A 26,004-nucleotide genomic window follows, 5' to 3' on the forward strand; every position below is an offset into this window, starting at 1 on the left:
CGGGTCGTGCGGACTGCTGCTTTGCCCGTCTCCACGATCCGCCCTCTGCTCGGCCCGCTTCCCGCCGCCCGTGGGCCATGCCGGTCATCGTCCCCGGCCGTTCAGAGGATACGGGGCCGTCTCCGGAGCGGCCTCCGCCCGCCCGGGGCACCCCATGCCTGACGGTGGGGCTTCAGGCCGCGCTCCTTGCAGAAGGACGCAAGCCGGGCGCGGAAGTGCCCGCGCGCTGAACAGAGCGAACAGAAGGAGACGGATGCTCATGCGAACAACCCGGGCTGAGTGGCGCCAATGGGCGGCGGGGGCGATGGTGGTGACGACGGGGGCGGTCGGCCTGGCCGGGGCGGTGCCGGCCACGGCTGCGGCTGCGGCCGACACCGTGGTGAACTGCAAGGACAACCCCGGAGCCCTGCAGCCCGCGATCACCAGCGCCGCCCCGGGGGCGACGCTGCGGGTGAAGGGAACCTGCACCGGCCCCTTCAGCATCACCAAGGACCTGACCCTGATCGGCCAGAAGCGCACGGTCCTCGACGGCAACCAGGCCGGCTCCACCGTGACGGTCACCGGAGCCGTCCAGGTACGGCTGGACAAGCTGACCATCACCAACGGCACCGCCTCCGACGGCGGCGGCATCAACAACGCCGGCGGCACGGTGACGCTGAACGACTCCACGGTGAAGCGCAACACCGCGACAAACCGCGGCGGCGGCATCTTCAACAGCGGCGCCGCCACGCTGACGCTGAACGACTCCACGGTGACGCTGAACGACTCCACGGTGGAGGGCAACACCGCCGACAGCGGCGGCGGCATCCGCAATGAAGGCGGCATGCTGACGCTGAACGACTCCACGATGAAGCGCAACACGGCCACCAACGGCGGCGGCATCCTCAACAGCGGCCGCGTCGCCACGCTGACGCTGAACAACTCCACGATGAAGCGCAACACCGCGAGAAACAACGGCGGCGGCATCCTCAACGACGGCGGCACGCTGACGCTGGACAACTCCGAGGTGGAGCACAACACGGCTTTCAACGGCGGCGGCATCCTCGACACCGGCACGCTGACGCTGACCGAATCCACGGTGAAGCACAACACCGCGACAAACGACGGCGGCGGCATCTTCAACGGCGGCACGGCGACGCTGACAGACTCCACGGTGCGCGACAACAGCGCGACAGACCAAGGCGGCGGCATCTTCTACTTCAGCGGCACGGTGACGCTGAACAACTCCACGGTGCGCGACAACGAACCGAACAACTGCTTCCCGCCCGGCAGCGTCCCCGGCTGCACCGGCTGACCTCCTCACCTCCCGCCGGCGGCCGTGGACGGAACTTCGGAGGACTGGCGCAAGCAGAACGCGGATGCGTTCGCGGCCACCAACCGTTTCCATCAGGAAGCGCGGGACGACCTCGGAGTGAGTGGCAACCTCGCCAGCGAAGAACACACCGCCGGTCCGCCCCACGGACCTGACCGGTGCTGCTCACCGATGCGAGCGGCCGCCTTGCCGAGCATGCCGTCCGGGAGCCTCTGGCCGCTCTGAGGGCAGTCGCTGATCTGCAGTACGTCATCGCTCAGGCAGACGCGGACGCAGCCCGCGGCATACTCGGCGGGACGGGTCCCGTTCCCGGAGGTCGCGGTCGCGCTGGGCACCAGCGAGAAGGCAGCCCGCAGAGAGGTCGTTTTCGTCCGTAGTTTCATTCCGGGATGGTCCGTTTGGCGGCCTTCTTCGGGTCGCGCCAGGAGATGGCGTTATCGCGGGTGAGGCTGCGGGCCATGAGGCCGGTCATGGCGATGTGCATCACGGCTTCGGAGCGGATGGTCAGGGTTTCGTAGTCGCGGGCCAGACGGCGGTGGAGCATGAGCCAGCCGTAGGTCCGCTCGACTGCCCACCGCTTCGGGATCGGGGTGAAACCCCTGGTCCCGGGGGTGTGGGCGGTGATCTCCATGTCGATGCCGAGGGTGGCGGCGTGCTCGGCGAGGTGCTGGCGGTAGCCGCCGTCGACCCATGCCTTGCGGACCCGGGGGTGGTGGGCGGCGACCTGGTCCAGGAGCTGGGTGCCGACTACGGAGCCCTGCACGCTGGCCGCGGTGACCAGGGCTGTGAGGAGAAAGCCGAGTGTGTCGGTGACGATGCTCCGCTTCCGGCCGACGATCTTCTTCCCGGCGTCGATGCCCTGGCCGGAGGCGTGAACGCTGGTGGACGACGTCTTGACGCTCTGGGCATCGATCACGCAGGCCGAAGGCTCTGTGTCCCGGCCTTCCTTCTCCCGCAGGAGCTGCCTGAGCGGGCCGTGGAGCTGGGCGAACACACCCTCGTCGGCCCATTTGGCGAAATACCCGTAGGCAGTGTGTTCCAGTGCGGGAAGTCGTGCGGGAGGTAGCGCCACTGGACCCCGGTGCGGTCGACATACAAGATCGCGTCCATGATTCCCAGCGGGCATCGGACAGATCGCTCGGATACGGACGTCGCTTTGCCATGTTCCGGCGTACCGCGCCGCACCGAGTGCGCCCAGGCGCACAGCCGCAGCACCGGAAGCGCGCAGCCGGCCAAGGCCGGACGTTCTGGGATGAGACAGGAACAAGACCCACCCCGCACCGCGATCACCCACCCTGAGAATCACCCCAAACAGAGGCGATACATGCCAAAACGGCCTCTCGGAAGCTGCGTCTGAACCTCTTTCCATAGGTGGCAGGGCCTCCCTGGGCGTTCGGGAGCTGCGTCGCGGAGCGTTGAAGCGGGCCCCGTGCGTCGGTCTCCGTTGTGGCGGGGGACGTGCCGGGGCCCGCTTCCAGTGATCGTTGGTCAGTTGTTGCAGCCGGTTCCGGTGGTGGGGTTGGTGCAGCTGTTGTGGCCGGGTCCGCCGTCGTTGGTGTTGGTACCGGGACCGCCGTTGAGAGCGTCGTTGCCGGGGCCGCCGTCGTTGGTGTCGTTGCCGGCGCCGCCGGACAGGGAGTCGTTGCCGCTGGCGCCGATGAGCGTGTCGTTGCCGTTGCCGCCAGTGAGAGCGTCGTTGCCGTTCCCGCCCTCGACGCGGTCGTTGCCGTCACCGCCGGTGAGGGCGTCGTTGCCGTCGGCGCCGCAGATCAGGTCGTTGCCGCCGCGTCCGTCGACCACGTCGTTCCCGGCGAGGGCGAAGATCACGTCGTTGCCGGGGGTGCCGGTCAGGACGTCGTTGCGGTTGGTGCCGGTGATGGTGGCCGTGGCGGTCGCGCAGGTCGGCGGGGCCGGTTCGTAGGTGATGGTGACCTGGGCCGGGCCGGTGGCGGGTCCGGGGGTACCACCGAGCGGGACGAGGTTCGACCCGCCACCGCCACCACCCGGACCTGCCGTGGCATCGCTGTTGATCTGGCCGCAGCCGCCGCCTCCGCCGCCTCCGAACCAGCCGGCGCCTCCGCCGCCTCCCCCGAAGCCGGTGCCGCCGGTGCCGCCGGTGCCGGACGTACCGGCGGTGCCGGCGGTGGTTGGGTTCTGCGAGCATGCGGCTCCGCCGGTGCCGCCGGTGGTCTGGGTGCCTCCGCCACCGCCGCCGCCGCCCTGCGGTCTGTCGCCGCCGTCGCCTCCGGTGTTGCCGGCGTCCCCGCCGGTGGCCTCGGGGACCTGGAAGTCACCGATGGCGGAACCGTAGCCGCCGCCGCCTCCGCCGCCGGCGACGATGAGGCGGGGGTCAATGCCGGGGCTGCCGGTCAGGGTGCAGCCGACGGCGGCCGAGCTGCAGGTGCGGACGTCGCTGGAGCCGCCGCCGACGCCGCCCGGGAAGTTTCCGGTGACCGGTCCGCCGCCGGTGTTGACGTTCACGAACAGGGTGGTGCCCGGGGTGGCGGTCAGGGTGCCGGTGACGGTTGCGGCGCTCCCGCCCGTGCCACCGTTAGGCGCGTTCTGGCCTGCGGCGCCGGTGGCGGAGACGGTCAGTTGGGTGACGCCGGAAGGGACGGTGAAGGGCTGGTCGGCGCCCGCGTTGAAGGTGACGGTCACGGGTGCAGCCGCGGCGGGGGTGGCGGTGGGCACCACCAGTAGCGCTGCCGGCAGAACCGCCGTGGCGAGCAGGAGAGCGGCACGCCGGACCGGGCGCGGCGGCCGCCCACCCCCGGCACCGCGTGGGAATGCCTGATGTTGCAGGATCAGTGTCACGATCGGTGCTCCTCGGCAAGGGCCGCGGCACCCAGGACGTGCCACGGACGTCGGCTGGTACTCCGGCCCCTGCGCGGGACCGCCCGCCGATCAAGCCACACCCTTCCGGTCCTGCCGCCCGGACACACCGTCACACCGCCCCGCGATCCACCGACCAGCCGCAGCCGAGCTCAGTGGGCGGGCTCGCACGCCACGCCGCCCGCAACCTGGCACCTGGTCGGGGCGGCGTCCGGTTCCGTGGGGCCGGCCTCCTGGGTCTTCCCCAGGCCGCGGTTCGCCTGTCGGACTGATCGAAGTCCCGATCAGTCCTGAGAACGGACGAGGCCCAGATGGTCGAGGCCGGGTTTGTCCTCCTCGGACCGGCGGGATGTATCGGTCGTGTGTGACTGTGCGCGACAGGTGGCACCGATGGACAACTGCGATGCACAGAAGGGTGTGACCGAGATACGCGCCAAAGGGGCAATGGGATGATCTTGAAGTCCTGAGGGCTCCGCGGCCGCTACCCCTCCACCCGTGGCCGGAGGACCCGACTGCGGCCGAGCCGGCCCGGCGGCTCAAGCGCGCCCAAGCAGCGGCAGGCTGCCCCGCACCGCCTGCCGCCGGCTGCATCGACGGGCGCTCCCCGGCCGGGGAGCGCCACGGGCAGCCCGGGGTCAGCCGCCACCCGAGTTGGCCGAGGCCGAACCTCCGGAGAACCAGGTCGAGTGGGACCGCGGCTCATCGCGCGTGCTGCGCTCGGTGCGCAGCTCCACCACGACCGCAGCCGGGCCGAGTAGGGCCTCCAGTGCGTCGGCGAGCCGCTGCGGGTCGCCGCCGAACGGGAGCGGGGCGAGCCGCTCCCGGCCGCCCCGCAGGACGAGTTCCAGCGCGAGCGTGGAGACGGCCGGCTTATGGTCCCCCTGGTACGGCTCCACCACCTTGTGCGTCAGCTGGACCTCGCGCAGGGTGTCGACGGGCAGCCAGTCGTCCGGCCCGGCACCGCGGACCAACCGCAGGGACGCAGGCACCCCGGCCGGCGCGAACTCCACCCGCAGGATGTCCCGGGCCCGGGAAAAGGCCAGCGCCAGCCAGCCGAGCAGGTACTCCAGCCCGGCGATCACCCCCACCACCACGAACACAGTCGACGCCCGCGCCCCAGCCAGCGCCATCCAGAAGGCGACGAGCAGGGTCGGCACGCCCAGAGCGAGCGGAGCGAACAGCGCCGGCCCCGCCGAGGTCAGCACGTTCCACGCCGGCCCGGCCGGCCCGACGTGCAGGACCAGATCCGTCGAGTCGGGGCCTTGTCTCAGCAAGGGATCGGTGGCCATGCCTCCAGCGTAGGACCGGTCCGCAAGAGCGCCTCGACCCCATTCGGCCGTTGAGGCACGACTTCTGACGGCCCGTATCCCTCAGCCGGCGGGCGCGGCGGGCTCCCAGGGCTCGAACCACGGGTCGGGCCACTGCTCGGCGACGGTCATCAGCGGCTAGAGGGTGGCGCCGTCCAGGGGTACGCGGTGATCAGCCGCTTGAACCGCGGATACGCGGTCCGTTCGATCGAGGTCACAACCCACCCCAGGCTCCAGACGATGGTCAACATCACCACCAACGACACCGAGCCGAACGGGTGGCGGGCCGGGACCTCACGGCTTCAAGATCATCTCACTGCCCCTTTTGGGCTCACCTTGGCTGGACCCCCAGAGCGCGTACAAGTCGCGGGCGACGTGGCCGAGGGCCGGCCAGGCAGGGGCGCAGCAATCAGGGGGTTGCACGCCGCAGACCATCGTGAACTGCGAAACCCAGCTCAGCGTGCACCTGCCGCCCAGCGCGGGCCATCTGTCGCGCACAGCACCAAGTAGCGTGCTCAAGCACCACCTATCACGCACAGTCGCAAGACCTACCACTGACCTGAGCGTGCCACTCGCGCAGAAAATCGAACAGATGACGGAATATAGGGATCCCCCCACCGAGGAGCAGCGCCATGACCTCCCCCGCCCCGCCCCCACGGTCAGATCGCAGGTCGCCACGTGGCCCCCTTCGCAGACTGGCCCGTGTTGTCGGTGACGTGTTAACTGCACCTTCCTGGGCTCATTTGGGCGAATTGAGTTCCAGGATGTCTGTCCTTCAGAAGTTCTACCGAGAGGTGATCGCGGGGCGAGCCAGAGTGCCCCTATGCCCGGTACCACGCCGCGTGGACGGCGACGAAGCTCCGGCGGGGGCTCGCGGTGGATGAGGCCGAGCAAGACCGGTTGTACGACATCGCGGCCGGCTGTGGCGGCACGGAGGTGGGGTTCGCCCCCGCCCCGTAGCAGGCGCGAGAGCCGCCCGTGAAGGAGTGGCCTGCCCTCTTGTACGTGATCCGGCGTCAACGGGCCGGGGTCAGGGCGGTGGGGGCCAGTACCCATAGCAAGGCTCTGCCGGTCAGGGGCGTGGTGGCGATCAGGGTCAGGTAGACCTCGATCAGGGATCCGTCGCCGGTGAGGACGTTGAGGTCGTCGGTCCATCGGGAGAGCAGGTAGATGACGGCGTCGACGATGAGCCAGGAGGCGAGGTTGGCTCCGATCCACCATTTCCAGCGTGTGGTGAGCTTGCGGAGGACCAGTGACTGGGACAGGCCGAGCAGGGGTCCCAGGGCCAGGCTCTGGCTGGCGGCCAGCAGGTAGGCCGTCGAGACCGTCTCGTGGGAGTCCTGCGCGCCGATCACGGCGGGCATGATCACCAGCAGCCATGCGAGCAGTGCCGGACCGACGTTGGAAGTGATCCACACCTTGCGCGGGATGGGGACCCGCTCCTTGACGACCAGCCATTGCAGCGCTCCCAGGACTCCGCCGAACAGCGCGGCACCCAGAGTCGCGATCAGGAGCGCAAGAATCACGTTGTGGCTGGCCAGGTTCATGTGAAGCACGTCGTTGCCCAGCAGGATCAGCAGGAACCCGACGGTCAGAACGGTGATGAACGCGAGCGTGTTGTAGCCGATCCACCGCCAGTACAGGCGGACGTCCCACCCACTGGTCGAGGCGGACTCGCGGCCGGAGCCGGAAGCGGTCATCACCCACTCCTCGGGACGATGCGGCCGTACATGCCGATCTCATGATCGAACACTGATCACCCCGGACCCGGTTGGCGGCACCGTGCGCCCCTGCGGTTTCCGCTCCCGACCACCCTTGTGGCCCCTCCCCCTTGTTGCGGCAATGACATCGCGGACGCGCGAGCGGCCAAACCGGTGAACTCCTGGTGCGCCTGCCGCGCATGGCCCGTCTCACCAGGGAGGTTGGGGGCAGGGCATGCGCTGCGGTCGGGGTGGAGTCGTGAACGGAAACTCGGGTCGTCACCATCGGCAGGTACTGCTCGCCTCAGTGCGTTCGCTGGTAACCGCGGCGCTCCTCGTGACCGCCTACTACCTGCTGCCCATGGACTCGGCCTTCACGGCCACCACCGTTCTGGTGCTCCTCGGCGGTATCGCGGCTGTGGCGGGGCTCCTGGCCTGGCAGATCTACCAGATCACACTCGCTCCGCAGCCCGGGCTGAAGGCCATGGAGGCCATGGCGATCACCGTGCCGCTGTTCATCCTGCTCGATGCCACCGCATGCTTCCTGCTGGAACACACCACCCCGGGAAGCTTCAGCGAACCCCTGTCGCGCACCGACGCGATGTACTTCGCGATGACCGTGTTCAGCACGGTCGGGTTCGGCGACATCACCGCACGCAGCGAGACCGCCCGGCTGCTGACCACGGGACAGATCACGCTGAACCTGCTGCTGCTCGGCGTGGCGGCCCGGCTCCTGGCCAACGCGGTCCAGCGAGGCCGCGAACGCCGTGATCAGCCTGCCGGTCCCGGTGGGGGGAGCGGCAGCGCGCCGCCAGCCCCGTGACTCGCCTCTCGGACCTGGGCGGCGCGGCCCCAGTCCGAGGAGGTCGGGGTCCAGCGGCGCTCTGGCCTACCGGCTGCCGTTGTTCAGGTAGTCGTCGATGTGGCGGGCGGTGTGGTAGCCGCTCTGGATCGCGCCGTCGATGAAGGAGCGCCATCCGATGGCCGAGTCGGCGCCCGCGAAGAACAGCCGCCCCTCGGTGGTGCGCAGGTCGGGCAGGATGCTGGCCAGCTGTCCGGGTCGGTAGATGCACCAGGTGCCGAGGGAGAGCGGGTCGTTGGACCAGTCCCATCCGACGATGGATTCGACCTCGACGCCGGGGAGCAGGGGCTGGAGTGCTTCCTGCATGCCGGCGGTGTCGTCGAAGGCGGACATGGGCAGGCGGTCCGGGTCGCTGGAGAACGCGACGACCCAGGTGCCTTCCGGGCCTCCCTTCGCGTAGGTGACCACCCAGTTGACCGCGTAGGCCTCCGGGGCGAGGACGCTCACGTTCCCGATGTCGCCCTTGACCTTGACGATGCTCTTGCGGCCGGCGCCGGCGTGCCGCTCCTCAGCGGCCCTGCGCTTGGTGTCGGACAGGCGGGGCTCGAACTCCACACTGTTCAGGACGTTCACCGGCAGCGCGATCACAGCCGTGGGCGCGGTGATCGTGTCGCCGCCCGCGAGTTCGACGCGTACTTCGCCGTCGCTCTGGACGACACGCGTGACGTGCGAGTTGAGGCGGAAGTCGGTGAGCGTGGCGTGCCCGGCAATGCCGTCGATCAGCTCGCGCGTGCCCTTCACGAGCTTGGTCGCCGTCAGGGCGGCCGATGCCTGCTCGGCGCTCCACCCCGACAGGGCGTAGGTGCGCAGGTATTCGGTGACGGCGGACTTGTCGAGCGGGCCGAGCGCGACCGCGCAGCACATCGACTCCAGCCAGTCGTAGAGCACCGGGTCGGCCTTCACCGTCTCCAGCTGCTCGCGGAACGACCGGTCGCCGATACCTTGCGGATCCGGGCCCCACGCCTCTGTGAACGGCTCCGGAAACAGTTCCGCGCCCGGCGAGCAGAACTGGTTGAGCAGCTCCATGGCGCGTGCGACGTCCTCGTCGGAGAGGTCCACGACACGTCCGCCTGACACGACCGCCTGCCGCAGCCCTTCCGCGACCGGCAGCGGCTCGGTCTCGATGCCGTAGCGCTGCATCTCCGCCCACACATTCGGCTGCAGGGGATGCACCCAGGTGCCGCCGAACTCCATGGCGTGCCCGTCGTGGTCCTTCGTGTAGGTCCGGCCGCCCAGCCGGTCACGTGATTCGACCAGCACCGCGCGACGTCCGCGCATCGTCAGCTCACGCGCGGCCGTCACACCGGCGAACCCACCACCGATGATCACGACATCCGGACGAGACTCTGCCTTGCTCACTACTGGATCCCTTCGGTCTTCCGGCGCGAGGCGCACACGGTCGCCGTCGTTGGTCGGTGACAGCGGCCGACGTGCCCTCTTCCGGGATGGTGCTGTCGGCCGGGGTGTTCAGGCCGTCCGGTTGCTGTGGCGGTCCGGTCGGCGCCGATAGCGCCGGCCATTGCCGCAACCGTGGTCAGGCGATGACGAAGAACTTCACGAACGGCGAGCGGGTGCGCCAGGTCGCACTGAACCCGTCCGGGAAGGAGTAGATGCCCCCGGCGATGAGGTCGATCTTCTGGCCGTCGGGGGTCTCCAGCTCCGCCTCACCCTGCAGGACATGGAAGGTGTCGGAACCCGTGACGTTGTAGGGGATCTCCGCGCCGATCTGGGGGTCGGTCCTCCACAGGCCACCCATCAGGCCGCCTTCCTTCTGCACCAGGAAATGGACCTGCCCCATCTCCCGGCCCTCCTCGACGAACGGCTCCCAAGAATCCGTCGTAATGGACGAGGTCGAAACACCAGGAAAATCCGCCATATCACCCTCCACAGTGAGACAAACTGCCGACCGGAGCAGCAGACCAGAGATCGCGGCCGCTGCCGATGAGGCTGGCGGGGACGATCCCTCCGATGCCGGTACCGCACTGGCCAGGGCGCCATCACTTCTGGACCAGAGGCTCCACGGTGGCTTCAAGATCATCCCGTTGCCCTTTTGACCCGTATCTCGCCAGACCCGAACGGCCCTCACCAGTCGGCTGAGCTCCGCTGCTGGCCCCCGCGAATCAGCCCTGTTCGAATCCCGACCTGGGGAAAAACTGCCCGGAAGATTGAACACAGGCACTTACCTTGTTCTTTATCTACCAAGATCTTCCAGGCTTGCCGATGGCCTTGAGGGTCTCGGGTCGTTTGACGGTTTTGCCGACGTCGTAGCGGGGTGCCGGGTGTTTGTTCTTGGCGCCGGGTGGCCGACCGGGTCCGGTGCCTCGGGGTCTGGGAACACGGGCCGGGCAGGCGAGGTGAGCGCGGATGTTCCGAAACCCTCGGCGGACCCGGGCCGGGGTGAGCCGGTCGAGGCTGGTGGGCTTCTCCCACGGCCTACGGAGGTCCGTGGCGAGTGGGCGGGCCAGTCGGAGCTGGGTGTGGGCGACGATCAGGATCCAGGTCCAGCGGTCCGCAGCCTCGGGGGTGCGGAGTTTCGGGGTGGTCCAGCCCAGGGTCTGCTTCACGAAGCGGAACGTGTGCTCCAGGTCAAAGCGGCGGAGGAACGACTGCCAGAAACGATCCACATCGTCCGGGGTCGCGCTGGTCTTCGAGGACCATAACCACACCGGTGGGGCGTCCCGGTCTTTCGACAGGTGGTCGACCTTCAACCGAATCAGCGTTCCTTCGACCAAGGGCAGTTCACCATCGTGGTCGAGCCAGGAAGAGCGGTGGGTGAGCCTTGGATGGACGCGGTCCCACGCCTGGGTCTCGGCCTTGCCGTAGTTGGTGGTGTCGGTGACCGTGGTGATCGCGGGTTCGGGCCAGGTCTCCGGCTTGGTGAAGCGGAACTCTGGGCCGTGCTTGGGCGGCCGGCCGTTGACGCCGTGCATCCTCGGTGGTTTCGGCAGGCGCATGACGCGGTCGGAGCGGACCCGGCCGACCAGCTCGACGGGCAGGTCGCGCAGGACCCAGGCCAGGCGGGTGACGTCGTAGCCGGCATCGCTGACGATCACGATGGCCGGGTCCCCGGCCTGCCACTGCCCCGCGGTGATGAGTCGTTCAACGACTCCTCGGAGCTGGGCGGCGGTGATCGCGGTCGCGTCGTCGATCGGTCCGAGCCGGACCGCGTCCAGGATCGCGGTCCAGGATGTGGCACCCGGCTCCAGTGCGGCCACGAAGGAGTAGGGCCAGCCCGGGATGAACTGCGAGGCCGTTTTCGCGCGGCCGTAGACGTGACAGAACAGTCGGTCGGCTGAGCACGGCGCGTCCGAGCGGAGCCACGGTGACACATCGACCGCCAAGACCAGGCGTCCGCCGTCGAACCGCGGCAGGGGCAGCCCTGCCAGCAGCGTCCGGAGCCGGTCGACGTCGATCCTGCCGTGGTTCAGGCCGCCGTACATCGCTCCGTGCCCACGACGGTGCTCGGGCAGAAGGGTCAAGTCCACCGGGGACTTCACCGCACCATCGGCACACAGCACCGCGTCCACCAACTCGAACAGTTCGTCGCGCCGAGCGGCCAGACACTCGTAGAACTCGCCCCGGAAGCGTGACGCCTCCGCGAACGCTTCCCTCCGAACAGCATCAGGCAGCAGACTCACCTCACGGCCTTCGTCGTGGTCACGTGCACCTTGGTCGGAGCACATGATCAGACGAAGGCCGCCCCCATGTCCGGTGATTCTCCATGTGAGCGACGCGGTTCGAGGCGCCCTTCGAGGGGACCCGAACCTCGAGCGAGTCCCTACCAACCCATGCTCTTGGCCACCTCGGCCTGGGCTGCAGCGATCTCTTCACCAGTGGACTCGATGATGTCCACCTCCTCCAGGCGTGCCAGCAGGTCTGCGAGAGCCTGCTTCTGAGCCGGGTGCGTGATCGGCACGGTGTTCAGGTCGGTGCTCATCAGCCAGTCGAACAGCACGATCGCGTCAGCACGCCACAGGCGGAGATCGACGGTTGGTGTAGACCCCCAGGGGAACCCAGTTTCCATGGGAGCATCTTGCCAGGTCAGCGCGCTGTGGCGCGTCACAGGTCAACGGTCACGCGGCTGTCCGCTCAACCTTCGGCGTCGAGGTCAGAAGAAAAAGAACAAGCTTACGGCCCTGTCGTGGTGTCCGATGGTGTGCTGAATCGTTCTGGCTGCGGTGGCGGTCGCCCGGACCGGCATTCGCGGAAGGATCCCGTTGTCGATGTCGCAGCCTGTTCGTGTCGTGTTCCGCTCTGCCCGGCGTGCTGCGCCAGCTGAAGGTGAAGGGCTGCGGGTGGCCCTGTACCAGGGGCAGGGCCCGGTCGGGAGCCGGGAGGCAGTTGAGCAGAACCTGGAGCGTCTCGCCGAGGTGGCCGCGCTGGCAGCGGACTACGACTGCCAGACGGTGGTGTTCCCGGAGAAGTACACGACCGGTTACGCGATCGGCCCCGAGCTGTGCCGGGAGCTGGCAGAGCACCGTGAGGGGCCCTCTATCGAGCGGGCGCGGCTGGTGGCCAAGGAGCACGGCCTGGCCGTGGTCCTGCCCTACCCCGAGCGGGACGGGGACGCGTTCTACGACTCGATCAGCGTGATCGCCTCCGATGGGCTGGTGGCGGCGAACTACCGCAAGACCCACCTGTACGGGGCGGCCGAGCGGCGCAACTACTCTTTCGGCCAGGAACTACCCCCGGTGGTCAGCCTGAACGGCATCGGCGTGGGCGTGCTGAACTGCTACGAGTGTGAGTTCCCGCCGCTCTACCAGTACCTCGCCGAACAGGGCGCCAAGATCGTCCTCGGCCCCACCGCGGCGGACGGGCACTTCCGCCTGGCCGACGGAACCATGAGCCAGGTCCCGTACCAGGACGCCACCCGTCACATCATCCCGGCCATGGCCAGCATCTGGCGCCTGTTCATCGCCTACGCCAACCGCCGCGGCTGGGAACAGGTCCCCGCCGGCGCCTGGCAGTACCAGGGCAACTCCGGCATCTGGGCGCCCGACGGCGAACCCCTGGTAGCGGCCACCGCCGAAGACCGCCACCACGACTGCCTGCTCATCGCCGACTGCCTCCCCTCAGCGGTACCCCCCTTCAGCCCCGAAGGCCACCACCCCACCGACAACCGCCTCACCCTCAACCCCACCCTACGCCCCACCCACTGAGGACCGCTTCTTGCCGGCACCGGAGAACGAGATGGTGCGCGGACATCGGCCGATCCCACACACAGCGGGAAGGCGTCCCGAAAGCCGGAGCGGGCCCGGGTGCGGGCGTCCACGGCCCGGTGGGCGCCGACGTCCACGGACCGCGGGCACTCGGCGCTGCACGCGGCCGGAACACCCGGCGGGCGTGGCGACTACGGTCCCGGCTGTCAGGACTCCTTGAGACCCCTGACAGCCGGGACCGTCAATGCAGCCGGCTTACGAGTACCGGCCGGGAACGTCCCTCATGCGGCAAGGGGTCAGGCGGCGGCGAGGCTGATCTGGTTCTTGAAGATCACCCAGCGCTGGCCCGCGTCCTTCACGTCGCACACCTTGGTCGAAACGTTCGGGGTGCTCCACGTGTTGGCGAAGCAATAGGCCGGCGCGTAGCTGAGGGCGATCTGCTGGCCCGAGACATTCCAGTACTGCCCCTGGTCCTTCGGGTTGCACGGCTTCACCGAGACGTCCGCGGCGTTCCAGGTGTTGGCGAGGCAGTAGGCCGGAGCATCGGTCAGGGAGATCTGGTGGCCCGAGACGGTCCAGTGCTGGCCCTGGTCCTTCGGGTCACACGGCTTCGTGGAGACGTTGGGGGTGCTCCAGGCATTCGCCAGGCAGTAGAGCCCGGGAGCACGCAGGGCCGGAGCGGCGGTTGCCGCGGCCTGCGCCCCTGTGGCAGGCAGGAGGGACGCGGTCAGCGCCAGCGCTGTGAGGGCGAGCGTCTTGCGGAGGGCGACAGTCATGTGGGCGAAATCCGTTCGTGCTGAAGAAATGGGATTCACGCCCGAACTCGAGATGGACTTCCAGCTCTGTTCCGAACGCAGGGTAATTGGTAGCAGCACCCAAGACGTGGCCAACGGTTTCTGCGCAGCATCTTCATCCCTTAGAGCCGCTACATGTGATGACCCGACAGACCCCCTGAGAGAGCAGCCAGGGAGTCCACCAAGACACCCCCGTGCCGTGAGGCGTCTGGCTGAGGTGGCGCTCGGAGGCGCGGACAGCGAGGCCACGGACAAGACCCGGGGATACGGTGGCACCACCACCTGGGGAAAGGGCACGGCCATGCTGAAATCCTTGATCCGCACCCTGCCGTGCCGTACCTGCAGAGCCAGTGTGGAGACCGGCGGCGTGCGAACCCTGAGCTCCGCGGGAGACCACCTGACGGTGACCTGGCACACCCGCAACTGCCCCCACCACATTGCCGACATCCTCATCGCCTCCCGCCCCCTCCACAACGCCAACACCCCACCGGCTGAACCAGGGCGCAGCACCCGGCAGGCGTGAATCGCCGACCGGGCCCGTGGTGGTCTGCTCGTCCAGCTGGGCGAGGTTGTCAACGACGAGGTGCTCGGCCATCCGTCACCATCTCCGGGTTACTCGCAGGCGATGCCGTCGCCGTCACGGTCGAGGTGCGATCCATACCCGCATCGCCACGGCGGATCGGCGCTGCTCCAGCCTCGGGGGCGGCGCTGCAGTTCCGGTACGAAACACCCCCGCCGGAGCCGGAGCTGCTGGAGCTACCGCCGCTTGATGAGGGTCGAGTGATCGCGGGGGCGTCGGCCCGGCTTGGGGTCTTGCCGTCGTCGGCCGCGGCTGGCCGCGGCAGCGGCGGCCGTTCAGCAGGCGGCGGCGCGACAGCGGCAGCCGACGCCAGCGCACTCGCTGTGGGGGCGGGCGGCGTGGGAGGAGACGGGGAAGCCACCGGGGGCGTGGACGAAACCACCGGCGCGGGCGGGGGCGAGGGTGCGGCGGTGACCGTGACGGTGACAACCGGCTGAACTTGCGGCTTGGCATCGTCTTGCACAGGCATTTGTCCCGAGCTGACGGCGGCGGGAAGCAGCATGAACCAGACCGAGGCCAAGACGACTGTCACGGCCCGGCCGGCCTTGTCCCAGCGCGCCATGAACGCGAGTGCCGCCCCGAAGGGCGGCACGAACAGCGTCGCGAGGACCACGGCGGGAACAGCCATCCGTTCGTCCGCGGCAGATCCGCACCCGGCCCATCGAACTGCAGCGCACCGAAATACAGACCAGGTCTCAGGCTTGCGGGAGAGCCGCGTCCGCTGCCGCAGGGTGGTACGGCCCAGTGCATCGTGCTCGTAGCGCACGCGGCCCGCCCGGGTGATGGACGTCCCGCTGTAGGCGCGGCTGCCCGTGGCTTCATGTCCGGGGTGGGCAGCTGGCCAGGAGACCTCGGTCTGGTTGCCCACCTCGTCGTAGGCGTACCGCTCGGTCCACTGGGAGGCGTCGACGGACGTGATCCGGCCAACAGGATCCAGCTCGAAGGTCTGCAGGCCGGTGAGCCTCGTGAGGCCGGTGTAGCCGGTGAGGCCGGTGGCGGGCAGGAGACGGGCTGCGACGGCGGCGGGGAAACGCAGGTAGTCGGCGAGGTCATCGGCTGTGGCCACACCGAGGACGGTCCCTGCATGGCTGGGGAGGCGGGTGAGGCATTCGTCATCGGTCAGGCCGTCGTTCAGGAACTCGGCGGGAATGGACCGCTCGGCGAGGTCGAAGAGACGCTGTCCGCCCGCGCGGCGGGTGGAGGCGAGTTCCCCGGACCAGACCATGAACTCCCCCGCCGTCTCGGCGGCCGGGTTCCGTTCGCTGAGGTCGCGGTCGCGCTCGGCACCAGCGAGAAGGCGGCCCGCAGGTACGTGACGGAATTCCTCCACCCCTGACCGCGGACGCCTGGTATTCGGCCTGTCGTTCCTGCCCGACCCGCGTCACCCCTCCATGGTCCGCCGTGCACAGTGCCGGACGACCGAGGCCAGGTCCCCCTCCGAGCCGAACAGGGCCCGCTGGACGCGCGCTCCGTTGCCGCGCTCCAGGAGGCCCGCGATGCCGGCCCGTACGAACTCCTCGTCGCCGGCGTCGGCCAGCGCGTCGCCGACGTGCCGGTACAGCGCCTCGACGGCCGTCGCGGGCCCGGTCTCCCGCATGGTCTCGGGGTGCAGCAGCGGGCCGTCCAGCCCCGAGCGGCCGGCCTGCCAGGAGGCGAGCCGGAGCAGTCCCGTACTCACCCGCGGCGCGGGCTCCCCGGCCTTCCAAGACCTCGCCGCCGTCTCCACCAGGCCCCGTACGAGGGCGGCCAGGAGGACCGGCGTGGAAGCGTCGAGGCAGACGTCCGCCACCCTGACCTCCACTGTGGGGTAGGAGGCGGAGAGCCGCGCATCGAACCAGATCATGCCCTTGTCGCGCAGCACACCGGAGTCCACCATGGCCTTCACCTCGGCGTGGTAGCGGTCCGCGGAACCGAAGACGTCCACGGGGCCGGCGGCGGGGAGCCTGTTCCACACCCGGCTGCGATAGCTCCCGTAGCGGGTGTCCTCGCCCTGCCAGAAGGGGGAATTCGCGCTCATCGCCGTCAGCACGGCGAGCCAGGGGCGGATGCGGTCCAGCACGGCGACGCCCTCCTCGTCCGAATCCACCGACACGTGGACGTGGCAGCCGCAGGTCAGCTGCTCCTGGGCTGTCATGCCGAACTGCCGCGACACCCAGTCGTAGCGGTGGCCCGGGGAGAGGGACGGCCGGACGGCCAGCGGGGAGGTGCCGAGCGCCGCCACGACCGCGCCGGCCGTCGCCGCGTGTCTGGCGGCCTCCGCTCGCCACCGCACGATCTCCTCGTGGAGCTCGCCCATCTCCGTGACCGGCTTCGTGGCGAACTCCACCTGCTCTTCCTGCAGCTCCGCCTCGAAGGTGTGGCTCGGCTCCTCTCCCTCCTCGGCGGCCCGGTCCGGGCTGGCTCCGGCCCGGTCGGCCGCGGCGAGAACGGCTCCCGCCACGGCTCGCGGCTCCCCCGTCTCCGCGTCAGCCAGCAGCAGTTCTTCCTCCACGCCCACGCTTCGCATGCAGCAGCCCATCGCCTCGTCGTGCTGTTCACCGATCGGTCAACGCCTGCCCCTGCCCACCGTCGGTATGCGTAAGCCGGCTCACCGGACCGGGGTCTCCAGCAGACCAGGCGGGAGCGCCGCCGACGACGAGGCGCGACGGGCGGGCCGGGCTCCGGCTTGGCGGGGTTCGAGCCCTGCCCGGCGCCCCTTGTCTCGCTGTCCTTCGTCCTCGGCAGCTAGGAGCTGTAGTCCACGGTCTGCTCCTGGGCGGGCCGATCGAGCGGGAAGGCCTGGCCCCACTCCGCCAGCTCGGCCCGGCCGACGCCCCCGGCGCGCTCCAGGAGCAGCGGGTACGGGGGGCCGTCAACGCGGTCACGCCGCGGCCCGGTACGGAGGCCGGATCAGCGTGTCCGGCATCGCACGAAAGGCCCGGGCGGACCTGACTTTCCCATGGTTCCCCCGACGTGGAACGAGAGAGAGCGCGTCGAGGAGTATGCCGCGCTCATGGAGCGGGAAACGGTCCCCACGGCGGTGGCGATTTCCACACTGGACGTGTGCCAGCCCGCCATCGACCGGGGAGACGACTACTTCGTGCACTGGGGCCTGACCCACTTCCTCCTCGACGGCCACCACAAACTGGAAGCCGCTGCCACCGCTGGCCGGCCGGTGCGGCTCCTCTCGCTGCTGACCTTGGGCGAGAGCCTGGCCGGAGCCGAAGAGGCCGCCCGGCTGCCTGCCTTGCGCGCGCAACCCCGCTCGGCCCGAGCGACCAGATAGGCGGCCCGAAGATCCTGCCTGTGCCGAGCCGGGACCCCCCTTTCCCACGCTCGCGCACACGGCACGATCGACCACGCCGCTCAGTCACACTGTCCTTTGGTCCGACCGGCTGTTGTGCCGGTGGTTCGTGCCGGGGTGCTCCGTGCGGCGGCGGAGTAGGGGTTATGAAGGGAATCGAACCGAATCGGATGGAAGTTCGCCATCCGGTCATTCCTGAACATCAACCTCAGGAGTCGCATGATGCGCCCCATCAGAGCGGCCTGCCTCGGCACGGCCACGCTGGTCACCCTCCTCGCCGGCACCCCCGTAGCGGCCGCCGCGACGGACACCGGCTCTGCCCAGGCCGGGGATAAGGGCCGGATCATCACGGTCCTGGGCGAGGTGCAGCAGCTGACCCGCTTCCCCGTCACCCCCGGCAGCGTCTCGCAGGGCGATGAGGTCGTCGTCCGCTCGGACCTCTTCGACGAGGCGCACAACAAGGTCGGCGAGACCCACGGCACCTGCACCACCACCCGGGGCGGCGCCGATGAGGCGGAGCAGTGCGTCGTGACCTACACCCTCCCGGACGGCCAGCTCACCGTGCAGGGGATGTACTTCAACTACCTCGACCAGGGTCCCTTCGACAACGCGATCACCGGCGGCACCGGGAAGTACGAGAACGCTCGCGGCTCGGTCCACTCCGACACGATCGCCACGGACCCCAAGGTCGTGAGGCGCTTCACGATCCACATCGTCTGACGGACCCGACGCCCGCCTGCCCCCCCCCCCCCCCCCGACGCCCTACGCGTGCTGGAGTGAGCGGGTACCGGCAGGGTGGAGGGCTGAGCCCGGCCTCGGTGATCGACTCTAGTTCCTACGGCAGGCCGGCCTGGACCTCGACGTCGTCCGGCTGGACGGTCCGCTGCTGATCGAATGACGCGGCGGCGGGCCGTCTGGAGCCCCGACCCCGAGCATCCAGGCACCCGGCGGACGGTACCGGGTCCAGGCGCCGGCGCGGTCGGCTCGACCGCAGCGCGTACGGGGCAGCCCTGATCCGGGGCCCCCTCCCTCCCGCCTCCCGACCGCGCGCAGCGCGAGGTCTGGTTCGGGGCTGCCTGTGCGGGCACAGGCCTTGTAGGCGGACAGCCCGCGGCCTCGGCACGCCCGGCCTGCACCGGCCCTCCCAGATGAGGGCAGGCCCCCAGGAGAGCGCGGCAAATTCCGGCTTTCGAGCCCGTCGGGAATCCGCTCGGCAGCGGAGGTGAACGATCATGGCATCGAAACTGACCGTCTACCACGTCTCGCCGTCCGGCGAGCGGGCGGCGGCAGCGGGCGTGAAATGGCAGGTCGAGGGTCGAGAAGGACGACGGCTGCTGCACGAGCCGCACCGCACCCAGAAGGACGCCATCGGCGCCGCCCGGCGCCACGCAAAGGAACACCAGCCCGCACAGGTCATCGTCCACGCCCTCGACGGGCACGTCCGGACCGCGTACACCTACGGAGACACGCCCGCTGCGGCCCCTGGCGAACGTGGACGCAAGGCTGGAGAACACGGAGGCGTCTTCTGAGAACGCGAAACGTTACGCGGCCTGCCTGGGGCTCCGTTCCCCGAAGCAGCCTGCTGGACACGAAAGGCCCGGCAACACGGGGGCGTGCCCTTGGGGCGGAGGGGCCGCGCACTGACGCCTGCACCCATGGAGCATGTGCAGGTTCCCGTTGTGTTCGACGACGCCGGCGGCGTGCTGGTTCTCGCTGCCGGGGATGTGGGCGGATGCGGTCCAGGTACGGCCGTCGAAGGCGGACCGGAGCATGAACCGGTTGTTCTCGTCTCGCCGGAACAGGGTGGTGCAGCTGCGGCACCTGGGCCGGGGGCTTGCCAACCTGTCATGAGTCCTAGAGGCCCGCTGCGAAGAGGTACGCGCCGCCGCGGGCAAGATGCGCTCCCGCCTCGCTTCTCCCCTCCTGGCCGCGTCCCCCAGCGCCCCACCCCGGCGCAACCCCTCCCCCGGCAGACGCCGCCGGGCCACCACCCCCGGCCGACCGGACTCCCCCCACCAGCGGGGCATCCACCACGCCCGCTGACATGCTTCCTGCAGCAGCCCTCCGGCGGGCCTCGGAGAAGCCTGCGTAAGCGCCAGGGGTTTACGGGCGGCGATCGCGAGCACGAGAGCGTCACGACCAATCCGGTACTACACGAGGAGGTCCCGATGTCGGGCACGGAGAAGGCCAAGGCACAGACCGAGCAGGCCAAGGGCAAGGCCAAGGAGGCCATGGGCCGCATGGCCGGCAACAAGCGAATGACCGCCGAGGGCCACGCCGACCAGGCCAAGGGCAACGCCCGCCAGGCCAAGGAAGACGTCAAGGACACCTTCCGCCACTAGCCGCACACCCGACGGACCACCGTCACCCGCTGGGCCCCGACTCCCTCCCCCTGGGTCGGGGCCCAGCGGCATTCAGCGCATGAGATCCCCCAAGACCGCTGGCATCGTCCTCATACTCAGCCTGGGCGCCTTCTGGCGGCTGGGCCTATCGCCGACCACTCGGGGATGGCATCCTTGACCGCCGCGCCGGGCCTGGCACCCGATAGCCCCCCCCCGGCCGGGAAGGTGCGGCGCGTGGATGCGGCCAGCGTGATCCTGTCGCGTCAGGCTTCGGGGTGGGCCGCCCTTGCAGAGCGGCCGTCTGGGGGACGCGACTGTCAGACGGCGCGCCTTCCCGGCACCGCCCGGCTGGGTTGAGTCGGCCCAGACCTGCATGAGAAGGCCAGGGGGCCTTCTCATGCACCGCGCAAACAGCGGTTGCGCCCGGCTGGTTCGTCAGGTGGTGACGCGGGTGTTCGTCGGCCGTCCTCCGCAGGAGCCCGGGCAGGTCGACCGCTTCGGCGTCACGTTCCTGCATACCGTCCGTGTGGAGCAGGAGGCGGTCGCCCGGGCGCAGGTCCACGTCCTGGATCTGGTAGGCGCCGTGTATTGAAACGCCGAAGGGCATGTTCACAACGTCCGGACCCTCTGGCCATCCGCCGGAGTTCCCGGGACTGCGCGCCGTCCCTGCCTTCCCAAGCGCCGGATCAGGACTCCCCGGAAAACGGCCAGTACAAGTACCGCGGGGATGCAGCCCGCCGCGACCAGCTCTGCCAGCGTTACGGACTCGACCGCACCTGATCCCGCCTTCTGCGGCCCGGGCCTGCGCCAGGCCGGGTGGCGGTCCGCTCTTCGGCACGCGATGGTCCAGCTCGTACAGGGCCGCGGTGAGTTGCGGTCTCGGCGCAGCGGTCCAGCGGGCTCCTCGCCTGAAGTAGTCCATGAGCCCGCCGCCAGCCCTTGCAGGTGTGCCGCCCAGCGCGGGACGTTGCAGGCCACGACCGGGTGCCGGGAGGAGAACACGGCGCCGTCGAGCCGCCCCGCGACGACCCTCCTCCAATGGCTCCCACTCGTTGTGCGAACTCACCGGCGGGCCGGCGGACGCCGCAACCGGCTCGTACGGTTCGTCGGAGGGCGACCGGCCGCCCGGGCCCTGTGGTGCCGTCATCGTGACCGGCTACGTCCACGAACCGAATCCACGAACCGCATCTACGGAATCTTCGACTCCTATTCCCGGGGCTCCTACGATGCCGTTCCCCCGTGCGGGGCGACAGCCGGGACGCCCGTTCTGGGGCGCCGCATTCGGGCGTCTGCTGTCCGAAAGTGATCCGTCCAGCCTGAATGCGAACATACCCGGCGACCCGGCGAGTGTCCCTGCTCCTCAGTAGTCCGCCAGCGCCTTGCCTCGGCACCCGGAAATTCGCGGGCGCCAGGCTTTTGAGTTCCCAGGCGATAAGACCCGTCGGGGCGGCGGACGCCGGCCTGACGGCCGAGGTGACGGACGGGCCTGGGGTGATCGGTACGCACCGCACCGGGAGCTTGCGCCTCGTCCGCGCGGGTGGCGTCGACTCGGCTCCGGCATGGGTGCAGCCTTCCGGAGGGATGCGCTCAACTGGGAGAACACCGGTCGGGTGAGGGCGACTTGGTCGGGCCACCCCCGTGTGGGCCGGACGAGGCGATGCCCCCGATGCACCGACGCCCCGATCCCCCCGGGGCACCGCTACCCCGACTCCGGGCCCGGCGCACGGGGGGGGCGTGTCGCAATATCCGGATCGCTCTATTCCAAATAGATACGGACTCGAATCCGACTCGAATCCGGCTCAAGACTCTGTCCGAATACCCATCACATTCGAGTCCGGCTTTCCCGACTTGCCGTAACGCATAAGCGGAGGGCATGGGGTCCGTTTGATCGGTTCCGCTTTCGATATCGCAAGGCATGCCACCCTCTGTCCCGTTTGCGATCTGGCGGGTTCCCGCCAGTCGGAGATGCCCCAACTTAAATTCCTTGTCTGACCGTTGAAGCGCCACCTAGGTTTGCGCCCTGAATATCTGGATCATGAGTTGGCGTGGCAGCGGGGATACCTGCGCGCCACGCTGGTGATGGGGGATCATGTCTGCAATCAGGGGTCGGCGGCTTTGTCGTGCCGTAGCGACCGCCCTGGGCGCGGTAGTCGTCGTGGGTGTCTCACCCGGGTACGCACCGACGGCTGCCGCTGCCACTGCCTCGACGGCCCAGGCGCCGCCGGCGAGCGAGGGCGAGAAGGCACTCAAAGCCGCGGCCGAGTCCGGCAAGCCGGTCGAAGTGCTGGGCGAGCGCACCGAGTCCACGACGACGTACGCGAATCCGGACGGCAAGTCGTTCCGTCTGGACACCTCGGCCGTTCCGGTCCGGGTCAAGGCGAAGGACGGGGCCGGCTGGGTCGCGCCCGACGCCACGCTGGAGGTCCGACCGGACGGCACCGTGGGCCCGAAGGCCGCCGTCGCCTCGGTCGGGTTCTCGGGCGGCGGCGATGCGAGCCTGGTGACCATCGAGCACGGCGGACGGTCGATGTCCCTGGGCTGGCAGGGCGGGAAGCTGCCCAAGCCGGTGCTCGAGGGTGACAGCGCTCTGTACCCGGAGGTGCTGCCCGGGGTCGACCTGCGGATGACGGCGACCCTGAAGGGGTTCCGCGAGGTCCTCGTGGTCAAGACGCCGGAGGCGGCCAAGAACCCGAGGCTCCAGCGCGTCGAGTTCGACCTCGCGGCGAAGGACGTCCAGCTCAACTCCGCCCAGGACGGCGGGCTGTCCGCCACGGACGCCAACGGCAAGCCCGTGTTCAAGGCGCCCCCGGCCCTGATGTGGGACTCGAAGGGCGTGAACACCGTCCCGGCCATGTCGCCGAAGGAGAAGGTGGCCGCCGCGAAGAGCGAGGGCGGCACGCTGCCCAAGGCGAACGCCGCCGCCGACCCGGGCCTGCGGCCCGCCGACGGTCCGGCCCTCGGTTCCGGGGCGGCGAACATGCCCGTCCAGCTCGATGCCGACTCGCTGGCCGTCGTACCGGATTCCGCGCTGCTGAAGCAGAGCGACCCGGCAGCCTTCCCCCTGTACATCGACCCGTCCGTAGCCCTGGACGACGGTACCGAGCACACCGCGCTCCGCAATGACGGTGTGTCCTTCTGGAACTGGGACAACGGCAGCGACAACATGGGCAAGGGCATGGGCAAGTGCGGTTCCTGGGGCGGCTACTACTGCGGTCCGGGATACGTACAGCGCCTGTACTTCGAGTTCTCGCCGAGCAAGCTGGTGGGCAAGGAGGTCCTGACCGCCCGCTTCCGGGTCACCGAGCCGTGGGCCTTCCAGTGCGAGGTCCGCAACGTCTGGCTGGTCCGCATGGACGGGGAGATCGGGCCGAACACGACCTGGGGCAACAAGCCCAACTACGCCGACCTCATGGGCGACCGCTGGCTGTCGGCGGGGCGCGGCTCCGCCTGTGATCCCAACTCACCCGCCGCCCCGGTTGAGTTCTCCGACAACCTGCCCGACGAGCCGGACGAGAACCTCACCCCCACCGTCCGTGACTTCGCCAACGGCCGCTACAACCGTCTGAACCTGGAGCTGAGGGCCGAGGACGAGTCGGACACCGCCTCGTGGAAGCGCTTCCGCAACGACGCGGTCCTGTCCGTCGACTACATCGGCAAGCCCAACACCCCCATCTACGTCGGCCTGGTCACGGGCACGGGAGAGATCTGCTCCAAGGATCCGGCCACTCCGTCGACCGTCTCCGACCCGACACCGGCCATCACCGCCATCACCGAAACCGTGTGGGGCGGCGAATCCGGCGCCCAGCTGCGCATCCTCATGCAGACCGAGAAGAAGGAGACCAACGGCTCCTGGACCCCCGTCAAAGCCAACGCAGGCGACGCCGACTACGTGAGCCGGCCCTCCTCCGGATTCGTCGGGGACAACGTCAAGGTCACCAGCGACCCGCCCGCCACACTGACGGACGGCACCCACTACCGCTTCCGCACCTGGACCCGCTCCTACGCGGACGGCCACGAACGGACCAGCGCCCCCAGCAACGACTGCTACTTCAAGGTCGACTCCAGCGCCCCCAAGGCCCCGACCGTCACCTTCGGAACCCCCTACAGCCAGTGCACCAGCACCACGTGCACGGCAGCCGGCAAGCCCGGCCAGGCAGGTCAGTTCACCTTCGCCCCGGCGAGCGGCGACACCGTCACGGCCTACCAGTACAAGCTGGCCACCGACACCACGTGGACCGAGATCGCCGGAGCGAACCCGACCCTCTCGATCACTCCGCCGCTGTCGGGGACGATGAAGCTGAGCGTGAAGGCCAAGGACTCCGTGGGCCGCTGGGGCGCGACGAAGATCGTCGACTTCGTGGTCAAGGAGGGCCCCAACCCGATCGGCTACTGGACCTTCGACGAAGCCTCCGGCCAGGCCGTCGACACCTCGACGACCGACCCGGCGCTCCGGAACAACATGTACCTCGCCGCCGGGGCCCAGCGCCCCGAGGCCGGCCGTAGGGGCTGGGTGCAGACGCCCGCCCCGCACGAGGACCGCGCGCTCCAGCTGACGAACGGCCAGTACGCGAACAGCTCCGCTGCGGTGTTCGACACGCGCGGCTCCTTCACCGTGGCGGGCTGGGCCCGCCTGGACCGCACGGACGGCACCTTCTCGATGCTGGGCCAGAGCGGCAAGAACTTCAGCGGTGTCGCCCTCACCGCCGCCGCCGGCCAGCCGTGGTCGATGCAGATGGCCACGGACGACACGGCGGGCGGTACCGGTGCGATCAGCCGGCTGAACGGTCTGAACCCGGCGCAGGCCGGGGTGTGGACCCATGTCGCCGCCACCTACAACGAGTCCACCAACCTGGCGAAGCTGTACGTCAACGGGCGGCTCCAGGGCCAGATGACCGTCACCAACCCCATCGCCTCCACCGGAGCCATGGCGATCGGCGCCGCCAAGCAGTCCGCTGCCTGGTCGGAGCAGCTCCCGGGCCGGATCGACGAGGTCAAGGTCTGGCAGGACGAGAAGAGCGCCGTCGAGGTCAAGCAGGACGCCTCGCTCTTCGACCCGGCGACCGGCAAGCCCCACGTGGACCTGGCCGGAGCCTGGGACCTCACCACGGCCGGCCCCGCCTACGCCGACACCTCCGGCAGCGGCCGCGCCCTGACCGCGACCGCCGGTACGCCCGTCACGGGCGGCGCCCTGGTCCTGAACGGTTCCACCCAGGCGGCCACCGTCGCGGGTCCGGTCGTCGACGACACGGGTTCGTTCACGGTGACGGCGGAGGCCAAGCTCGACAACGCGGCCCTCCTCACCAAGCCGATCGGCTACAAGGCCCAGGTCATCGGCCAGCGCACCACCACGGGCTCCTCCTGGGGCCTGTGGTTCGAGAAGACCGGAGTCCGGCAGGAGCCGGACGAGCAGGACCCGTCCAAGCAGCGGGACTTCGTCGAGGGCACGTGGCGCTTCGGCCGGCTCACGGCCGACGGCACCGGCACCACCGTGGCCAGCGACAGCCCGGCCGCACTGGGCGCGGGCGTCCAGGTGACCGGCGTCCACAACGCCCAGGACGGCACCATCACCCTCTACGTGGGCGCGGTCGGCCAGGCCCAGCCCAAGGCCTACACGGCCAGTGTCGGCAGCGGCGAGCTCGCCGTCGGCAAGGGCTTCACCAACAGCGCGTGGGGCAACTTCCTGCCCGGCGCGGTCAAGGGCATGCGCCTGTGGGCCGGCGCGATGAAGGACTCCGCTCAGGTATCGAGCGTCGTCCTCGGCGCCACCGGCTGACAGCCCCGAACCCAGTCACGGATGTGCCGTGGCCGCCCCGACGGGGCGGCCACGGCTCTC

General features: G+C 69.7%; 17 protein-coding genes and 6 pseudogenes. 9 read left to right on the forward strand and 14 right to left on the reverse strand.

Going from position 1 to position 26,004, the window contains the following annotated elements:
• Positions 1-259 precede the first annotated feature (259 nt).
• Positions 260-1,294: a right-handed parallel beta-helix repeat-containing protein gene (locus tag IO30_RS0103770; protein WP_157853066.1), complete on the forward strand. Its 1,035-nt coding sequence runs from the start codon at positions 260-262 to the stop codon at positions 1,292-1,294.
• A gap of 397 nt (positions 1,295-1,691) precedes the next feature.
• Here IO30_RS0103770 and IO30_RS40035 read toward each other — a convergent pair.
• From IO30_RS40035 to IO30_RS0103800, 4 genes and pseudogenes are all read right to left on the reverse strand, one after another.
• Positions 1,692-2,475: pseudogene (locus IO30_RS40035) on the reverse strand (IS5 family transposase).
• 325 nt (positions 2,476-2,800) lie between these two features.
• Positions 2,801-4,003, reverse strand: coding sequence for a calcium-binding protein (locus tag IO30_RS47540; protein ID WP_157853067.1), 1,203 nt, complete (start codon positions 4,001-4,003; stop codon positions 2,801-2,803).
• Between the two features lie 776 nt (positions 4,004-4,779).
• Positions 4,780-5,433, reverse strand: coding sequence for a hypothetical protein (locus IO30_RS0103785; RefSeq protein WP_031139216.1), 654 nt, complete (start codon positions 5,431-5,433; stop codon positions 4,780-4,782).
• Positions 5,434-6,467: 1,034 nt separating this feature from the next.
• Positions 6,468-7,151 carry a hypothetical protein gene (locus IO30_RS0103800; protein WP_031139218.1) on the reverse strand — a complete coding sequence of 228 codons (684 nt, stop codon included), beginning with the start codon at positions 7,149-7,151 and terminating at the stop codon, positions 6,468-6,470.
• A gap of 307 nt (positions 7,152-7,458) precedes the next feature.
• Between IO30_RS0103800 and IO30_RS0103805 the strand changes: the two genes are divergently transcribed.
• Complete coding sequence (locus IO30_RS0103805) at positions 7,459-7,974, forward strand: potassium channel family protein (RefSeq protein ID WP_037892972.1); 516 nt, start codon at positions 7,459-7,461, stop codon at positions 7,972-7,974.
• 66 nt (positions 7,975-8,040) lie between these two features.
• Here IO30_RS0103805 and IO30_RS0103810 read toward each other — a convergent pair whose 3' ends face one another.
• The 4 genes from IO30_RS0103810 to IO30_RS0103825 form a co-directional block, all read right to left on the reverse strand.
• The gene (locus tag IO30_RS0103810; protein WP_157853068.1) at positions 8,041-9,372 is read right to left on the reverse strand and encodes a flavin monoamine oxidase family protein; all 1,332 of its coding nucleotides are present in this window, start codon (positions 9,370-9,372) and stop codon (positions 8,041-8,043) included.
• A gap of 175 nt (positions 9,373-9,547) precedes the next feature.
• Complete coding sequence (locus IO30_RS45190) at positions 9,548-9,811, reverse strand: cupin domain-containing protein (protein ID WP_031139224.1); 264 nt, start codon at positions 9,809-9,811, stop codon at positions 9,548-9,550.
• Positions 9,812-10,208: 397 nt separating this feature from the next.
• Positions 10,209-11,651, reverse strand: a complete 1,443-nt coding sequence (locus tag IO30_RS0103820) for an NF041680 family putative transposase (protein WP_037893056.1) — start codon at positions 11,649-11,651, stop codon at positions 10,209-10,211.
• A 140-nt stretch (positions 11,652-11,791) separates the two neighbouring features.
• Positions 11,792-12,076 carry a hypothetical protein gene (locus IO30_RS0103825; RefSeq protein WP_237403333.1) on the reverse strand — a complete coding sequence of 95 codons (285 nt, stop codon included), beginning with the start codon at positions 12,074-12,076 and terminating at the stop codon, positions 11,792-11,794.
• 232 nt (positions 12,077-12,308) lie between these two features.
• On the opposite strand from IO30_RS0103825, the gene IO30_RS0103830 reads away from it, so the two are divergent.
• Entirely contained in the window at positions 12,309-13,172 is an 864-nt protein-coding gene (locus tag IO30_RS0103830; protein ID WP_202205058.1) for a nitrilase-related carbon-nitrogen hydrolase, read from the forward strand.
• A gap of 296 nt (positions 13,173-13,468) precedes the next feature.
• Here the strand turns inward: IO30_RS0103830 and IO30_RS45195 are convergent, their stop codons facing one another.
• Entirely contained in the window at positions 13,469-13,948 is a 480-nt protein-coding gene (locus IO30_RS45195; RefSeq protein ID WP_051859318.1) for a ricin-type beta-trefoil lectin domain protein, read from the reverse strand.
• 385 nt (positions 13,949-14,333) lie between these two features.
• Between IO30_RS45195 and IO30_RS45200 the strand changes: the two genes are divergently transcribed.
• On the forward strand, positions 14,334-14,489 hold the full coding sequence (locus tag IO30_RS45200) for a hypothetical protein (RefSeq protein ID WP_157853069.1): 156 nt from the start codon (positions 14,334-14,336) through the stop codon (positions 14,487-14,489).
• 745 nt (positions 14,490-15,234) lie between these two features.
• On the opposite strand, the pseudogene IO30_RS47985 reads toward IO30_RS45200, so the two are convergent.
• The 3 genes and pseudogenes from IO30_RS47985 to IO30_RS0103855 all read right to left on the reverse strand — a co-directional run.
• Positions 15,235-15,507, reverse strand: a pseudogene (locus IO30_RS47985) (hypothetical protein); the annotation flags it as partial.
• A gap of 51 nt (positions 15,508-15,558) precedes the next feature.
• Positions 15,559-15,876: pseudogene (locus IO30_RS47990) on the reverse strand (DNA glycosylase AlkZ-like family protein); the annotation flags it as partial.
• A 51-nt stretch (positions 15,877-15,927) separates the two neighbouring features.
• The gene (locus IO30_RS0103855) at positions 15,928-17,052 is read right to left on the reverse strand and encodes a glutamate--cysteine ligase (protein WP_031139238.1); all 1,125 of its coding nucleotides are present in this window, start codon (positions 17,050-17,052) and stop codon (positions 15,928-15,930) included.
• Between the two features lie 429 nt (positions 17,053-17,481).
• Between IO30_RS0103855 and IO30_RS0103860 the strand changes: the two are divergent.
• From IO30_RS0103860 to IO30_RS42910, 4 genes and pseudogenes are all read left to right on the forward strand, one after another.
• Positions 17,482-17,811, forward strand: a pseudogene (locus IO30_RS0103860) (hypothetical protein); the annotation flags it as partial.
• A gap of 240 nt (positions 17,812-18,051) precedes the next feature.
• Entirely contained in the window at positions 18,052-18,549 is a 498-nt protein-coding gene (locus IO30_RS0103865) for an allene oxide cyclase barrel-like domain-containing protein (protein ID WP_234321706.1), read from the forward strand.
• Positions 18,550-19,061: 512 nt separating this feature from the next.
• Positions 19,062-19,358 (forward strand): DUF2188 domain-containing protein, encoded by a 297-nt coding sequence (locus IO30_RS0103870; RefSeq protein WP_031139244.1) that lies wholly within the window; start codon positions 19,062-19,064, stop codon positions 19,356-19,358.
• Between the two features lie 639 nt (positions 19,359-19,997).
• Positions 19,998-20,171 carry a CsbD family protein gene (locus IO30_RS42910; protein WP_078904017.1) on the forward strand — a complete coding sequence of 58 codons (174 nt, stop codon included), beginning with the start codon at positions 19,998-20,000 and terminating at the stop codon, positions 20,169-20,171.
• A gap of 445 nt (positions 20,172-20,616) precedes the next feature.
• Here IO30_RS42910 and IO30_RS42915 read toward each other — a convergent pair.
• Both IO30_RS42915 and IO30_RS46665 read right to left on the reverse strand, forming a co-directional pair.
• Positions 20,617-20,784: pseudogene (locus IO30_RS42915) on the reverse strand (SpoIIE family protein phosphatase); the annotation flags it as partial.
• A 311-nt stretch (positions 20,785-21,095) separates the two neighbouring features.
• Positions 21,096-21,318 (reverse strand): annotated as a pseudogene (locus IO30_RS46665) (amidinotransferase); the annotation flags it as partial.
• A 1,008-nt stretch (positions 21,319-22,326) separates the two neighbouring features.
• Here IO30_RS46665 and IO30_RS0103885 point away from each other — a divergent pair.
• Complete coding sequence (locus tag IO30_RS0103885) at positions 22,327-25,944, forward strand: laminin G domain-containing protein (protein WP_051901843.1); 3,618 nt, start codon at positions 22,327-22,329, stop codon at positions 25,942-25,944.
• Positions 25,945-26,004 lie beyond the last annotated feature (60 nt).

Source organism: Streptomyces xanthophaeus (assembly GCF_000725805.1).
GTDB lineage: Bacteria > Actinomycetota > Actinomycetes > Streptomycetales > Streptomycetaceae > Streptomyces > Streptomyces xanthophaeus.